At 37.6% G+C, this 15,846-nt stretch carries 12 protein-coding genes; 7 read left to right on the top strand and 5 right to left on the bottom strand.

Features of this window, described 5'->3' with window-relative positions; genetic code table 11:
- The first annotated feature begins 195 nt into the window (after window positions 1–195).
- Together AC5XHR_RS09020 and gdhA are read left to right on the top strand one after the other, a co-directional pair.
- Entirely contained in the window at window positions 196–2,466 is a 2,271-nt protein-coding gene (locus tag AC5XHR_RS09020) for an aconitate hydratase (protein WP_495950446.1), read from the top strand.
- Window positions 2,467–2,636: 170 nt separating this feature from the next.
- Window positions 2,637–3,983 carry an NADP-specific glutamate dehydrogenase gene (gene gdhA / locus AC5XHR_RS09015; RefSeq protein ID WP_495950445.1) on the top strand — a complete coding sequence of 449 codons (1,347 nt, stop codon included), beginning with the start codon at window positions 2,637–2,639 and terminating at the stop codon, window positions 3,981–3,983.
- A 61-nt stretch (window positions 3,984–4,044) separates the two neighbouring features.
- Here gdhA and AC5XHR_RS09010 read toward each other — a convergent pair whose 3' ends face one another.
- A complete protein-coding gene (locus tag AC5XHR_RS09010) occupies window positions 4,045–5,565 on the bottom strand; it encodes a helix-turn-helix domain-containing protein (RefSeq protein WP_495950444.1) in 1,521 nt (506 codons plus the stop codon).
- Between the two features lie 140 nt (window positions 5,566–5,705).
- On the opposite strand from AC5XHR_RS09010, the gene AC5XHR_RS09005 reads away from it, so the two are divergent.
- Window positions 5,706–7,904 (top strand): outer membrane beta-barrel protein, encoded by a 2,199-nt coding sequence (locus AC5XHR_RS09005; protein WP_495950443.1) that lies wholly within the window; start codon window positions 5,706–5,708, stop codon window positions 7,902–7,904.
- A 59-nt stretch (window positions 7,905–7,963) separates the two neighbouring features.
- Here the strand turns inward: AC5XHR_RS09005 and AC5XHR_RS09000 are convergent, their stop codons facing one another.
- From AC5XHR_RS09000 to AC5XHR_RS08985, 4 genes are read right to left on the bottom strand one after another with little or no spacing between them, the layout of a single operon-like run.
- Complete coding sequence (locus tag AC5XHR_RS09000) at window positions 7,964–8,662, bottom strand: RluA family pseudouridine synthase (RefSeq protein ID WP_495950442.1); 699 nt, start codon at window positions 8,660–8,662, stop codon at window positions 7,964–7,966.
- Between the two features lies 1 nt (window position 8,663).
- Window positions 8,664–8,981 carry a hypothetical protein gene (locus tag AC5XHR_RS08995; RefSeq protein WP_495950441.1) on the bottom strand — a complete coding sequence of 106 codons (318 nt, stop codon included), beginning with the start codon at window positions 8,979–8,981 and terminating at the stop codon, window positions 8,664–8,666.
- On the bottom strand, window positions 8,981–9,796 hold the full coding sequence (panB, locus tag AC5XHR_RS08990; protein ID WP_495950440.1) for a 3-methyl-2-oxobutanoate hydroxymethyltransferase: 816 nt from the start codon (window positions 9,794–9,796) through the stop codon (window positions 8,981–8,983). Before panB ends, AC5XHR_RS08995 begins: the two co-directional genes overlap by 1 nt.
- Window positions 9,797–9,837: 41 nt before the next feature.
- A complete protein-coding gene (locus AC5XHR_RS08985; RefSeq protein WP_495950439.1) occupies window positions 9,838–10,548 on the bottom strand; it encodes a Crp/Fnr family transcriptional regulator in 711 nt (236 codons plus the stop codon).
- Window positions 10,549–10,633: 85 nt separating this feature from the next.
- Between AC5XHR_RS08985 and AC5XHR_RS08980 the strand changes: the two genes are divergently transcribed.
- The 4 genes from AC5XHR_RS08980 to AC5XHR_RS08965 all read left to right on the top strand — a co-directional run bounded on the left by AC5XHR_RS08980 (window position 10,634) and on the right by AC5XHR_RS08965 (window position 15,842).
- Window positions 10,634–13,015: a heavy metal translocating P-type ATPase gene (locus AC5XHR_RS08980; protein WP_495950438.1), complete on the top strand. Its 2,382-nt coding sequence runs from the start codon at window positions 10,634–10,636 to the stop codon at window positions 13,013–13,015.
- Between the two features lie 115 nt (window positions 13,016–13,130).
- The gene (gene ccoS / locus AC5XHR_RS08975) at window positions 13,131–13,346 is read left to right on the top strand and encodes a cbb3-type cytochrome oxidase assembly protein CcoS (RefSeq protein WP_495950437.1); all 216 of its coding nucleotides are present in this window, start codon (window positions 13,131–13,133) and stop codon (window positions 13,344–13,346) included.
- 8 nt (window positions 13,347–13,354) lie between these two features.
- Window positions 13,355–15,634 (top strand): cytochrome-c oxidase, cbb3-type subunit I, encoded by a 2,280-nt coding sequence (gene ccoN / locus AC5XHR_RS08970; RefSeq protein ID WP_495950436.1) that lies wholly within the window; start codon window positions 13,355–13,357, stop codon window positions 15,632–15,634.
- A 16-nt stretch (window positions 15,635–15,650) separates the two neighbouring features.
- Entirely contained in the window at window positions 15,651–15,842 is a 192-nt protein-coding gene (locus AC5XHR_RS08965; RefSeq protein WP_495950435.1) for a CcoQ/FixQ family Cbb3-type cytochrome c oxidase assembly chaperone, read from the top strand.
- Window positions 15,843–15,846 lie beyond the last annotated feature (4 nt).

The following is a 15,846-nucleotide window of genomic DNA, read 5'->3' as shown; positions in this document are numbered from 1 at the left end:
TGGCATAGAATTCTCATCCTAATTAAGGCTTTTAAAATTGATTTCAATTCAAAATAAAGAAGTTAGATTGTCAATTTTGATTCTTATTTAAAATCAATCTTAATAACAAACTGAAACCGAATAAGTTCTAAATTATCACTAATTTTAGAAGTCGATTTTAAAACATTTCAAAGTATAATATTAAAAAATTAAAGTATGATTTTTGACCTTGATATGATCAAAAAAGTGTACGAACGTTACCCAGAAAGAATCGCTGCTGCGAGAAAAGTTGTGGGAAAACCTTTGACACTTGCTGAGAAAATTCTTTATGCACACCTTTGGGAAGGTAACGCAACACAAGCTTATGAAAGAGGAAACTCGTATGTAGATTTCGCACCAGACAGAGTTGCGATGCAGGATGCGACGGCGCAGATGGCGTTATTGCAGTTTATGCAAGCTGGAAAAGCGAAAGTTGCAGTTCCATCTACAGCGCACGCCGATCACTTGATCCAAGCGAGAGTTGGTGCTGAAGCAGATTTACAAGAAGGAATTAATAAGAACTCGGAGGTTTTCAACTTCTTAAGTTCTGTTTGTGATAAATACGGAATCGGTTTCTGGAAGCCAGGAGCGGGGATTATTCACCAAGTGGTTTTAGAAAACTACGCTTTCCCAGGAGGAATGATGATTGGTACCGACTCTCACACCGTTAATGCTGGAGGTTTAGGAATGGTAGCCATCGGAGTTGGAGGAGCTGATGCCGTTGACGTAATGGCTGGAATGGCTTGGGAACTAAAAATGCCAAAATTGATCGGTGTTAAATTAACGGGTAAAATGAGCGGATGGACTTCTGCAAAAGACGTTATTCTAAAAGTTGCCGGTATTTTAACTGTAAAAGGTGGTACTGGTTGCATCGTTGAATATTTCGGTGAAGGTGCAGAATCTCTTTCTGGAACTGGAAAAGGAACTATTTGTAACATGGGGGCGGAAATCGGAGCAACGACTTCTACATTCGGTTATGATGATTCTATGAGAAGATATTTGGCTGCAACAGGAAGACAAGAAGTGGTTGACGCTGCTGATAAAGTAGCTGAACATTTAACTGGTGATGCTGAAGTTTATGCAAATCCAGAACAATATTTCGATCAAGTTATTGAAATTAACCTTTCTGAATTAACGCCACATCTTAACGGACCTTTCACGCCAGATTTAGCGACACCAGTTGCAGAATTTAGAGCAAAAGCGGAAGCGAACGGATGGCCTTTGGAAGTGGAATGGGCATTAATCGGTTCTTGTACCAACTCATCTTATGAGGATTTATCAAGAGCAGCTTCTATTGTTGAAGATGCGGTTGCGAAAGGTGTGAAGCCAAAAGCAATTTTGGGAATCAACCCAGGTTCTGAGCAAGTGAAATTTACAGCGGAAAGAGATGGCTTCTTGGATTCATTTAGAAAATTCGAGAACGCGAGAATCTTCACCAACGCTTGTGGACCTTGTATCGGGCAATGGGATAGAGAAGGCGCTGAAAAAGCGGAGAAAAACTCAATTATCCACTCATTCAACAGAAACTTTGCAAAAAGAGCAGATGGAAACCCAAATACACACGCTTTCGTGGCATCTCCAGAAATGGTTGCGGCGGTTGCAATTTCGGGTCGATTAGATTTTAATCCAATTACAGATACATTAACGAACGAAGCTGGTGAGCAAGTAAAATTAGATGAGCCAAAAGGCTCTGAACTTCCTGCAAAAGGTTTCGCAGTGGACGATAACGGTTATCAAGCGCCGTCTGAAGATGGTTCTAATGTACAAGTTGTTGTGAGTCCAACTTCGGATCGACTTCAATTGTTAGAAGAATTCCCAGCTTGGGACGGACTGAATATTACTGGAGCTTTTGTATTAATTAAAGCTTTCGGCAAGTGTACAACCGACCACATTTCTATGGCTGGACCTTGGTTGAAATACAGAGGTCACTTGGATAATATTTCGAATAATATGTTGATTGGAGCCGTAAACGCTTACAACATGGAAACGAATAACGTTAAGAACGAATTAACTGGTGCTTATGGTGAAGTTCCTGCAGTAGCAAGAGCTTACAAAGCAGCAGGTGTTCCGTCGATTGTTATTGGTGACGAAAATTACGGTGAAGGTTCTTCAAGAGAGCACGCTGCAATGGAGCCGAGACATCTTGGTGTGAAAGCCGTTTTGGTAAAATCTTTTGCTCGTATCCACGAAACCAACCTTAAAAAACAAGGTATGCTGGGTCTTACGTTCGCTGATAAAGCCGATTACGACAAAGTAAGAGAAGATGACGTTGTTAACTTCCTTGATTTGGACAAATTTGCTCCCGGAAAACAATTGACTTTAGAATTTGTTCACAACGATGGAACTAAAGATATCGTTATGGCAAACCACACGTACAACGATCAGCAAATTGATTGGTTCAAAGCAGGTTCTGCATTGAATTTAATTAAAAGAATGGAAGCAAATTAATCTCGCTTTCAATATAAAATTGAAACCACTCCATAACGGGGTGGTTTTTTTTGTTTTAAATAACAATTGTACGCTTTTTATACAACTTAAATATTTTTTATGTTAATTTATTGTAGTCTTTTTATTTTTTTTGTTAATTTCGTATCTAATTAAATTTAAATATTGAGATTATGGAGAAGAAATTGAATTTAGAAGATTTCATGCTAAAAGTGAAAAAAGAAAACCCCAACGAACCCGAATTCCACCAAGCGGTTCATGAAGTTGCCGAGATATTAATTCCGTATATCAACAAAAATCCAAAATACATTCATCATAAAGTTTTAGACCGATTGGTAGAGCCCGAGCGAATTATTCAATTCAAAATAACATGGCATGACGATCAAAATGAGATTCAAGTTAATAAAGGATATCGGATTCAGATGAATTCATGCATCGGCCCATACAAAGGAGGCTTACGATTTCACCCGAGCGTTAATTTGGGAATTCTAAAATTTCTTGCCTTTGAACAAGTTTTCAAAAATAGCTTGACGACTTTACCTATGGGCGGCGGAAAAGGCGGCTCCAATTTCGACCCTAAGGGAAAATCCGATATGGAAATTATGCGATTCTGTAAGGCTTTTATGGAAGAATTGTCAAAACATATTGATGAAAACACAGACGTTCCCGCGGGCGATATTGGTGTTGGCGCACGCGAAATCGGGTTTTTATTCGGCCACTATAAACGCTTGAGAAACAAATTCACAGGCGTCCTAACAGGAAAAGGGCTTGATTATGGAGGTTCTTTAATTCGTCCCGAGGCTACAGGTTACGGACTACTCTATTTTGTCGAGTGCATGCTTGATGAGAAAAACGAATCGTTAAAAGGAAAAACAGTTGTTATTTCAGGATCTGGAAACGTTTCCTTTTACGCCGCAGAAAAATGTATCGAAATGGGAGCTAAAGTTCTTACACTATCCGATTCTTCCGGTTATATTTATGATGAAGAAGGCATTACTACTGAAAAACTTAATAAGATAGCAGAAATAAAATTTGAAAATTACGAACGCATTAGTGAATACGTAAAATACTATCCGAACGCAAAATTTGTGGAAGGGAAAACGCCTTGGGAAATTCCGTGCGATATCGCATTACCAAATGCAACGGAAAATGAGCTCAATCTAGAGGACGCAAAGATCCTCTACAAAAATGGATGCAAACTTGTAGCAGAAGGCGCCAATATGCCTTGCACACCTGAAGCGGTACACTTCTTCCTAGATCACAAGATACTTTATGGACCTGGAAAGGCTGCCAATGCAGGCGGTGTAGCAACATCTGGACTCGAAATGTCCCAAAACTCATTGCGACTAAGCTGGACTCGACAAGAAGTTGATCAAAGGCTGAAAACAATTATGCAAGACATTCACAAACAATGTAAAAGTCACGCAGATTTAAAAGAAGGCAACATCAATTACTATCAAGGTGCGAATATCGCGGGATTTGTAAAAGTCGCCAATTCTTTAATCGCACAAGGGTTTTAAAAACCAAACTTGTTTTTGGAGTTTCGGCGCGGCCTTTGGCTGCGCCGAAACTTTATAACAGCTAACAATGCTCCTGTTTTAACATCGAAATAAATTGAGAAGGTGAAATCTCAGTATGTGCTTTGAAAATGCTGGTAAATTGACTGTGCGAACTGTAACCACACATTTCAGCGATCGCCGATATTTTATAATTACGGAGTTGCGTATTCGTATGCAACTCTTTCGTTATGTAATTAATTCGCGATGAATTGATGTACGCGTTAAAATCAGCGTTTCTATATTTTTTAAGAATATAATTGAGGTATTTCGTGTTTGTATTGAGCAAAACCGCCATTTGAGCAAGCGAAATCGTACTTTTCGTGTAGAGTTTTTTCTCCTCAAACTTCTGCAAACTTGCTAGAATCGCCTGTTCTGTTTCAAGGCTCATTTTGGTTTCAGACTTAAAATTTTCGACCGGTTTTTCTACTGCCTTTTCAACTTCTTGACGTTTTAAATCATCAATAATTTTTTGATAATTCCCTTTTACCGTTTTCAAATTTCTAAAATACAAAACAACGCCAGCCACGATCAACAAAAGAACAACACCAATTATAGTAATCAAGTATTTTTGTTTGCGCTCGCGATCTTCTATAATTTGAAAGGCCTTTCTACTTTCCTTGGAAATCAAATCTTTGGTGACACGAGTTTCCGATTCGGAAATATCTTTGATGATATGGGCAAATTTTAACTGTTCACCAGAATCATCTAAATCTGCATCCAAACGTTCCGACAAAACCAACTTCAAAATCATGTTGTTCTGATTGGTTTTACTTTCATTCATCGCCGAATCAAAATACGTTCTCGCAACATCATTTTTTTTATCATAAGTAGAAAGCAAAGCCTTATTCATGTAGTAAAAATCCATTAAGAGCAAATTCTCTTTCGGGTCAACCTTCGCTTTATACTCTTCTGCTTTTTTCACGGATTCCCGTGCTTCGGAAATACGTCCGCATTTAATCTGAGCGTACGCCAGTTGTGACAAAACTCCGAAAAGATATTTCGTCCTAAAAGCCTCTCCCAAAGGATAGGTAAGCATATTTTGATAAAAACGACTACGAACATCCGCCGCTTTGCAATTATCTCCATCAACCTCATAAATCTTTGCTTGAGCTACTAATAACAAATAATCTCGCTGCTTTTGATTGAGCTTTACAACCATTTGCTTTAACTGATTGAATTTTTGATTTGAATTCTCTACCAAACCCGCTCGACGATAGGAAACCAATAACTGATTAACAATTCTGAATTTTAGATTTAAGGTATCTTCAATGGTAATATTATTCTCCCCTTTTTCAAGAAACTCAACAGATTTCACGTAATCGCCAACCTTGTACATCCCTTCACCCATCATCATATAAGCAACCGCTTTTTCATACTTCGTTTGTGCCAAGGATAGAAGCTTATTCCCGTTATCGAATGAATAATTCACCGTTTTTTCTTGTTTATAAAACAGATCGAAAAACTGCTTCTGTTTGGAAACATCAACTTTAGATTGCCCAAAAGCAAAACTTGAAATAAAAAGTAAAAAGTAGAAAATCCTCAAATCGAATTAATTTAATTGGATGAACTACAAAAATATGAATTTGAACGAGTTAAACTACCGAAATCAAATAAAGTCAATAAAAAAAGCATTTTTTGTAACATTTACGAGAAACCGTTGTCTAATGGGATAGAATAAACTTTATGAATAAAACTCTAATTCTTGCCGGCCTTTTGTTTTGTAGTCAAATGGCTTGGGCACAAGAAAACTCAAAAAACACAACCGAAACTAAAGAAAAGCAAATTGAAGCCGTTACTTTGGTAAAAACTAAAAAAGCAGTTGAACAAAAAGCAGACAGAACGATATTTGATTTTTCCGAACAACCGAATCTAAATGCAGGTTCTTCCCTTGAAGGCATTAAAAAACTTCCTGGAATGGTGGTTACAGATATCGCAGGTATGATGTACCAAGGAAAACCTTTGCAAGTTTATATGGACGGACGGCCGCTAAACATCTCTTCGAACGACTTATCGGCTTTTTTGGAAGGAATGCCCGCATCAGCGATTGACAGAATCGAGGTTGTAACGCAGCCCGGAGCCGAATTTCCTGCAACTTCTGGTGGAGCCATTTTAAATATCATCACTTCAAAATCAGCTAAAAGTTATTTAACAGCAACGTATTCTGGAGGGTACCGTTTTTCAGATTATGAAAAATTCCGAAGCCGATTCAACAACAGTATTGTTTTAAATTCCAGAAACAAGTGGTTCGGATGGCAATTTAGCGGTGGACAAACGTATGGAGAATCGTTTTCAAGCAACAAAATGGACGATTTAACTCGTGGTTTTGCCGATAAATATTCACGTGGCTATTTTGCAAAAGCAGCATTAACATTTGATCTTGGAAAAGATCGTTTGTTACTGAATTACGATTTATACACGTCCAACAACGACTCCGAAAACGATTCAGACGGCCGCGCTTTATTTGAAAGCCCAGAAGGCTCTGCTAATTTTGTTCCGGCAGATTACACCAATATTGGTAGCAGCAAGTCACGAGGAGATCGAAATGAATTTACGGCTACGTATCAAAAGCGATTTGACGACAAGAATCAAAAGCTAGATTTTAAAGGGAGCTATTCAAATTTCGTTTCTAAATTTGACCAAGCATCTGTCAACACGGTTTTTGTGCCAAGTGGAACGAAAAGCTATGTAAGCGATTCTAACAACAAGTCGGAGCAGAATTTCTATAACCTTCGTGTAGATTATTCACAACCAATTAATCTATTGGATGAAGGGAAAATCAGCATCGGTGGTTTGTACGAAAAAGTTGATTTTGCAACCGACTTTTTGGGTATGAAGAATTTAGACTACGAAAGACAAACCGCTTCAACCTACGCTGAAGTGAACGCAAAACTGAAAAAATTCAGTTTCATCGCGGGTCTTCGTGCGGAAGATTACGACATCTCCGGTCAATCGTATAATTATAAAGATAAAAAATGGGATGATCTTACGCCGTTTAACAAGTTTGAGTTATTCCCGAATGCGAGCGTTCAGTATGATTTTGCAAAATCATTGTATTTGAATTTAAATTACAACCGAAAAATCAGTTTGCCCTCAACCAGTCAATTAAACCCGAACAACACGACCTTTCAAAATCCAAACGTAGATATCTCGGGTAACCCAAATGTTCAACCAACAATTTACAACAACTTCGAAGCAAAAATCAGCGCTTTTGATTATGCTTTTGTAAGTTATAACATGAGTCGAGTTCAGGATCAGGTAATGATGTACGTTGAGCGCGACGGATACAACCTTTCGCAAACCAATGTGAATATCAAAAGTCTTACACAACATAGTTTCAACGTGGGATTACCATTGCCTTTAATGGTTTTCTCAAAGCCGTTTAGTGAAATTATGAAGTTCAACTTCAACCCTGATAAAATCAACTTCGTTTATTTCTATGCTGGATATCAGTTCCAAGACATTAAAGAAGTGGTGAATAAAAAAGGAATGTGGTTTTTCAACGTTGCAGGACAATTTATCCTTCCATACGACATTAAGTTTACACCAAACTTCTCGTATTCAACGAAAGGAAATTACTATTTCTTCCAGGCGACACAACCTATCATGAACCGTGTAGATTTGAACTTCAGCAAGAAATTCAACAAAGATCGTTTAACAGTTAGTGTGTTTGCGAATGATATTTTCAATAGCAGCCGAATGAACTTTAAAACGGTGAACACGGCAACACCTATTTATCTAGAAAACAGATGGGATAGCCGCACATTTGGGTTCTCATTGAATTATAAAATTCCGACTAAAAATAAATTGGCCAAAGTAGATCAAACTATTTTGAATACGGAAACGCCAAAAGAAGATAACGGTGGAATGATGAATCAAAAATAATTGATACACTCTTTATAAAAAAGAAAGCATTTAGAATGTTCTAAATGCTTTTTTACTTTTTATACTGTTTCGCATGCCCGCCATACCGCATCATTTTGCGGAAGTGGCGCTACAATAAGCGTTGGTTCTTTTGTAACTGGATGTTCAAATTCCAATTTTCTGGCGTGAAGTGAAATTCCGCCATCGGGATTTGATCGTGGCGAACCGTACTTCAAATCACCTTTAATGGGCACGCCAATTTTCGAAAGTTGAGCCCGAATTTGATGATGCCTTCCTGTTTCTAAATCAACTTCAAGAAGCTGATAATTATCTAACGATTTTAGAATTTGATACGTTAAAATAGCTTCTTTTGCACCATCCGTAGGTTTTGGAAAAACAATCGCTTTGTTGGTTTTCTCATTCTTTTTCAGATAATTAACCAAGCGTTGATTTTGCGGAACTAATTCTTTCGTCACCAAAGCCCAATACGTTTTCTTGATTTCCCGATTCTTCACCATTTGAGTCAAACGGGAAAGTGCTTTGGACGTTTTTGCATAAATCACCAAGCCAGACGTTGGCCGATCAATACGATGAACCAGACCTAAAAACACATTTCCAGGTTTCTGATCTCGGATCTTAATAAAATTTTTGATTAACTCAAGTAACGATTCATCACCGGTTTTATCGCCTTGCACCAATTGACCAACCTTTTTATTCACAACAAAAAGATGGTTGTCTTCATAGACGATTTGGGAAGCCTCGAAACCTTGATCTTTCATCTTAACGCTGTCTATTGAAAAGCGATATCATCACTCCAGCAAAAAGACCAATGGTTTTTATAGCTGAAAAACGATTTTCTAAAGGCAAAAATGCCCCAACGATACACAATGCAGCACAAATGTACAACGGATACAAAAACGACTGATTTTTTAAACTTCGAGATTGGAAAATAAAACTTACCCCAATCAAAACATATAATATTCTGCGATAGATAAGTTCGTTCATTTGCGGCGAAAGCAAGTCAAACCAACCAACAACAAAACATCCTAAGACCAATACCGAAAGTATGGCATTGTATTTTTTAATATTTTCGTTCATTAATAACTTTCATTTTCATTCGGGAAGTCCGAAGATTTCACATCTTTCACATACTGAGAAACCGCTCCTGTGATTTCCGTATATAAATCTAAATAACGTCTTAAAAATTTCGGAGAAAAACCTTTGTTCATGCCTACCATGTCATGATACACCAAAACTTGACCATCACAATCAGGTCCAGCTCCAATTCCGATTGTTGGAATAGAAATACTTTCTGAAACTCGTTTTGCTAAATCGGCTGGAATTTTCTCCAAAACTAAAGCAAAACACCCTAGAGATTCTACCAATTTTGCATCTGCAATTAGCTTTTCGGCCTCATCATCTTCTTTAGCACGAACTTTATAGGTTCCGAATTGATAAATTGATTGTGGTGTTAATCCTAAATGGGCCATTACAGGGATTCCTGCATTAACAATTTTCCGAATCGACTCCTCAATTTCACTTCCTCCTTCGATTTTTACCGCGTGAGCGCCACCTTCTTTCATCATTCGAACCGCTGACTCTAATGCTTTTTCAGGATTACTTTGGTAGGTTCCGAAAGGTAAATCAGCAACAACCAAAGCACGATCAATACCACGAACCACGCATTGGGTATGGTAAATCATTTGATCTAAGGTAATCGGAAGTGTTGTTTCATGCCCAGCCATTACATTTGCCGCCGAATCTCCTACCAAAACCGCATCTACTCCACCAGCATCTACCATTTTAGCGGTTGTAAAATCATATGCCGTAAGCATGGTGATTTTCTCTTTATCAAACTTCATTTTGCGAAGTGTCTCTGTGGTAATTTTCTTGATTTCAGAATGTACAGACATGATTTTTACGATTTTATTTTAGTTGTATGAGCAAAAACTCATTACATAATAACGTGACCTAATTTAATTAGTTTTTCGTGATTCAGGATTTTGATATTACGTCCATCAACCTCGATGAGTTTATCCGATTTGAATTCAGAAATCAATCGGATCGCGCTTTCTGTCGCTGTTCCGATTAAATTTGCGATTTCTTCACGAGTAAGCGAAATTTTGATAAATCCTTCGGGATCCGTTCCTAACTTCAATTCAAGAAGTAAAAGAATCTCAGCCAAACGCTCACGAACCGTTTTTTGCGCCAAGAACGTAATTGTATTCGAAGACTCTCCTAATTCATATGCAATTTTTTGAAGCATCGCATACGCCATTTTAGAATCAACTTCCAACAAATAAAGGAAAACGTCGGACGGGATAAACATCACATCCACATCAGTCATCGCCTCTGCTTTCGCCTGAAATGTTTCATCAACCAATAACGAACGATAACCAATCAAATCACCTTCTTTTATAAATCTCAAGATTTGATCTTTTCCGTAAACTCCCGATTTTGATAGCTTTGCCGTCCCTTTATTTAAAAAGTAAACCCCTTTTGGCGTTTCTCCATCTTCGAAAATAATATCTCCTTTTTGATAGTGAAGATTTTTCTTGGAGCCGGAAAATTTTTCGTAGTCTTCTTTCGTCAATCTTTTTTGAAGTTCTTGGTCGTTAAAAGCATCGTGAAGGCTTTTTTCAATAGCAGATTGTTTATCCAACATAGTATGACATTTGTCAGCAAAATTAACATTTTTAGCCCTACTTCCCAATTATTTTTGTCTTAATTTTGCAGTCTTTATGAGCAATATGACCCACGAAAATTGTTTTCATTGCGGGCAAACGATAGACAAAGAGCGCATTTCCTTTGACAACAAAGAGTTTTGCTGCAATGGTTGCAAGTCAGTTTACGAGATTCTCAACATGAATAATTTGGGTAATTTCTATGAACTGAACAGGCAGTCGGGTATTAGACCAGACGACAATACTTCGCAATTTGATTACCTGGATACACCAGAAATTTTCGACCGAATCACTGATTTTTCAGAAGGCAATACCACTTTAATTACCTTCAAAATACCTGTAATCCATTGTTCATCTTGTATTTGGTTGCTAGAAAGTCTACACACGCTAAATCCAAATATCAAATATTCTCAAGTTAATTTCACTCGAAAAACACTTCAAGTTTCGTTCAATCATCAAGAATTGAAATTGAGTGCTTTAGCCAAATTTTTAACCAATTTGGGTTACAAACCAGTAATTAGCTTAGAAACTTCGGAGAAAAAAGAAGAAGTTTTCGATAAAACTTTGTTAATCAAATTAGCAATTGCAGGTTTTGCTTTTGGAAACGGCATGTTTTTCAGTTTTCCAGAATATGCAGCGGATGTTATTGGCACCAATGATTTTTGGATGGATAAATACAAGAATTTATTCCGCTTAATCATGTTCCTTTTGGCGACTCCAGTTGTTTTTTATTCGGCTTCGGATTATTTCAAATCGGCTTGGTACGGATTAAAAAATAAAGTCATCAACATCGATGTTCCTATTGTTTTAGGAATCCTTGTATTGTACGGAAGAAGCATTTACGAAGTTTTAACTGATTATGGTCCAGGATATTTCGACACGCTCTGTGGACTTTTATTCTTCATGCTTTTAGGGAAAATATTTCAAAAAAGAACCTATTCATCCCTTTCCTACGATCGTGATTACAAATCATTTTACCCAATTGCCGTTACGAAAGTAGAACAAGGCGGTGAACAGCAAAATATTTTACTTTCCGATTTGAAAATCGGCGACCGAATTATGGTTCGAAATCAAGAAATCATTCCGGTAGATTCGATTTTGATTAACGGTGAAGGAAATATTGACAACAGCTTTATCACGGGAGAAAGTGCAACAATTGCTAAAAAACCAGGTGATAAAATTTTTGCGGGTGGAAAGCAAGTCGGCTCCATTTTGGAATTGGAAGTCATTAAAAACGTAGATCAAAGTTACCTTACCCAACTTTGGAACAAAGAAGCTTTCAAGAAGCACGAAACCGGATTAGATACTTTAACCAATACCGTAAGTAAATATTTTACGATTGTCATCTTGCTTATCACTTTAGTTTCAGGAATTTACTGGGCTCGAATTGACATGGAAAAAATGTTCCAAGTGGTATCCGCGATCTTGATTATCGCTTGTCCTTGTGCATTAGCTTTATCGGCTCCATTTACGTTGGGACACATTATGCGAATTTTAGGTAGAAACAAATTCTACGTAAAAGATACACTAACAATTGAAAAATTAGCCAAAATCAACACTTTGGTTTTTGATAAAACGGGAACGATTACTCAAAGTAAGAAAACGCAAATCCATTTCGAAGGAAATCCTTTGGCTGAATTTGATCTTCAAAACTTGAAATCGTTGCTTAAAAACTCCAATCACCCTTTATCAAAAACGCTTTACGAGCATTTAGAATTTAAGGACGGGTATTTCCCGATTGAAAATTATATTGAAATTTCTGGAAAAGGCTATTCGGCTCAAGTACGAAATCAAACCTATAAAATTGGTTCGGCAAAATTCATCGGAACGGAATCTAAAAACATGGAAACCGCCGTTTATTTGGCAAAAAATGAAGAGTTTTTAGGGAAATTTGTCTTCAAAAATGAATATCGGCCGCAGATAGACACGATGTTTAAGGAATTGGATCACTACAAACAATATATTTTGAGTGGGGATAATGCTGCTGAGGAAATTATTTTAAGAAAAATGGCTCCACATATTTCGGGCTTAGCTTTTAATCAAACTCCAGAAGATAAATTGCAATTTATCCAAGAGTTACAACATCAAGGCAGCAAAGTTGCCATGCTAGGTGACGGACTGAATGATGCGGGAGCCCTGAAACAAAGTGATGTAGGAATTGCGGTGGCGGATGACACCAATTCCTTCACGCCATCTTCGGATGTGATTATGAACGGAGCGATGCTTCCAAAATTAAAAGACTATTTTGCCTTAACTAAAGATGCTATTACAATCATCAAAATAATGATTGGAATAAGTTTTTTATATAATATTATTGGATTGAGTTATGCAGTTACCGGACATTTATCTCCGTTATTTGCCGCAATCCTGATGCCGATAAGTTCTATTACCGTGGTGGCTTTCACCACGTTGGCAACTTGGTATGCATCGAGAAAATATTTTAAATAGAAGAAAATGACTTATTTAGAAGAAATTTAAATTAACATAATTTAACGTCTACTGATTAAAATCATTATTTTTCACTAAATTTGGGCACGTTTTAGTTTCTAATTTTGTCATCGCAATGGATATACTCTATTTAATGATTCTGTGCAGCGCTTCGCTGGCCGTGGTCTTCCTGATCATATTCATTGTGAACGTGAAAAAAGGACAGTTTGAAGACGACGAGTCACCTGCGGTAAGAATCCTATTCGAAGACCCGCCGGAACAGGAAAAACCAAAGCAGGACGAACCGACTTCTGAGGAAGAAAAAGAAATAAAAGAAGAGAAAAAAAGATAATCTTATATATGGAGACACAAAAGTTTAGTTATGACAACAGCATTGTACGTGCGTTCCTAATTGCCACCGTAGTTTTCGGACTCGTTGGTTTCCTTTTGGGACTTACCGCTGCATTGATGCTTTTCTATCCTGAATTACCAGAGTTTTTCTTTGGTACAGATGACCCAACCATTAAGAGTTTGGCTCAGGGGAACCTTCAGGGACTAATTAACACTCATGGTGCTTTCGGTTTTGGTAGAATTAGAATGCTACACACCAGTGCCGTAATTTTTGCATTTGTATGTAACTACGTATTTGCGGGAGTTTACTATTCAATGCAGAGACTTCTAAAAACGAGAATGTACAGCGATACGCTATCATGGGTACATTTCTGGACATGGCAAATTATGATTGTTGCTGTAGTGATCACGTTCTTAATGGGTATCAATACCTCTAAAGAATACGCTGAGCACGAATGGCCAATTGATATTTTAATTGCTGTTTCTTGGATTTTATTTGGTATCAACATGTTTGGTACGATTGCCAAGAGAAGAGTACGCCATTTATACGTAGCTATTTGGTTCTATTTAGGAACTTGGGTTGCGGTAACTATGCTTCATGTGTTTAATAACTTAGAAGTTCCATTATCGTTCACAGGTTGGAAGTCTTACTCAGCATATTCTGGGGTAAAAGACGCATTAGTACAATGGTGGTATGGTCACAACGCCGTAGCATTCGTACTAACAACTCCTGTATTAGGTTTGATGTATTACTTCTTACCAAAAGCAGCTGATCGTCCAGTATTCTCATACAAATTATCGATTATCCACTTCTGGTCATTAATATTCGTTTATATTTGGGCTGGTCCGCACCACCTTCAATATACTTCGTTACCAGCTTGGGCTCAAGCTTTAGGAACAGGTTTCTCGATCATGCTTATCGCACCATCTTGGGGAGGTATGCTTAACGGTCTATTAACGTTAAGAGGAGCTTGGGACAAGGTACGAGAAAATCCAATTTTGAAATTCTTTGTTGTAGCCGTTACATGTTATGGTATGGCAACTTTCGAAGGTCCATTATTGGCGACAAAAACATTAAACAAAATCGGTCACTTTACAGACTGGGTTATCGGTCACGTTCACTTAGGTGCACTTGGTTGGAATGGTTTCATCGGATTTGGTATGATTTATTATTTGGTACCAATTCTTTGGAGAACGAAACTATGGTCTGTTAAAATGGCGAACTGGCACTTCTGGTTAGGTACTTTAGGTATCATTTTCTACGCCGTGCCTTTATATGTAGCAGGTTTCACTCAAGGTTTAATGTGGAAACAATTCAACCCAGATGGAACATTAATGTGGAAAAACTGGTTGGATACTGTAACTGTAATTCTTCCATACTACTGGATGCGTTTCTTTGGAGGTATTCTTTACCTTGCTGGAGCAATCTTAATGGTTGTTAACCTTTGGAAAACAGCGAAACAAGGTTCATTCCAGAAAAACGTTCCTGCTGAAGCTCCGGCATTAGCGAATATCGGTAACGCTAGAAAAGAAGGCGAAGGTTTCCACCTTTGGTTGGAAAGAATGCCAGTACAATTGGGTATTCTATCTTTCATCGCGGTGGCGATTGGGGGAGCATTAGAAATTCTACCAACAATTACAATTAAAGATAACGTGCCGACGATTGCAGCGGTAAAACCATATACACCATTAGAATTAGAAGGTCGTGATATCTATATCCGTGAAGGATGTAACGCATGTCACTCGCAAATGATTAGACCGTTCCGTGATGAAGTTGTACGTTTCAACGGTAAAAACGGACAATACTCTAAAGCAGGTGAATTCGTTTACGATAGACCATTCTTATGGGGATCTAAGAGAACAGGACCGGATTTGCAAAGACAAGGTGGAAAAAACCCAAGTTCTTGGCATTTCAAACACATGTACAATCCAAGATCAACATCTGCAGGTTCTATTATGCCACGTTACCCTTGGTTAATTGCAACAAAACATGACCGCTCATTAATGAAAGATAAATTAACATTAATGAAGAATGTGTTCGATGTTCCGTATACAAAAGCAGAAATTGATTCAGCTGATGTGTGGGCAAGCAATCAATCTAAGAAAATTGCTAAAGATATCTTTAGTGAAGCTGCCGACATTAAAAAGCAGTTTGATGCAGAAAAAACAGCAAAAGGTGGTGAGTTTATTCCACTTGAAGATAGAGAGATTACAGCGCTTATTTCGTATCTACAAAGATTAGGAACCGATATTAAGACTACTGAAGTAAAAACAGCAAGTAACAATTAAAATTATTTAAAGGAGTATGATCCCTCAAAGTATTAAGGACATTATATCCAACGGAGAATATACTGGTATTTTTAATACCATCGCAATGATTTTGTTCATCCTGTTCTTCTTGGCTATTGTTTGGCGTGTGTTAAGCCGTCCAAAGAAATATTATAATGACGAGGAAAATGCTCCTTTAGATGATGATAATAACCAATTAAACGACTAAGACA

Source organism: Kaistella sp. CFF1-2 (assembly GCF_059509915.1).
The sequence above is the reverse complement of the archived record's forward strand: the minus strand, read 5'-3'. Positions and strand labels throughout refer to the sequence as shown.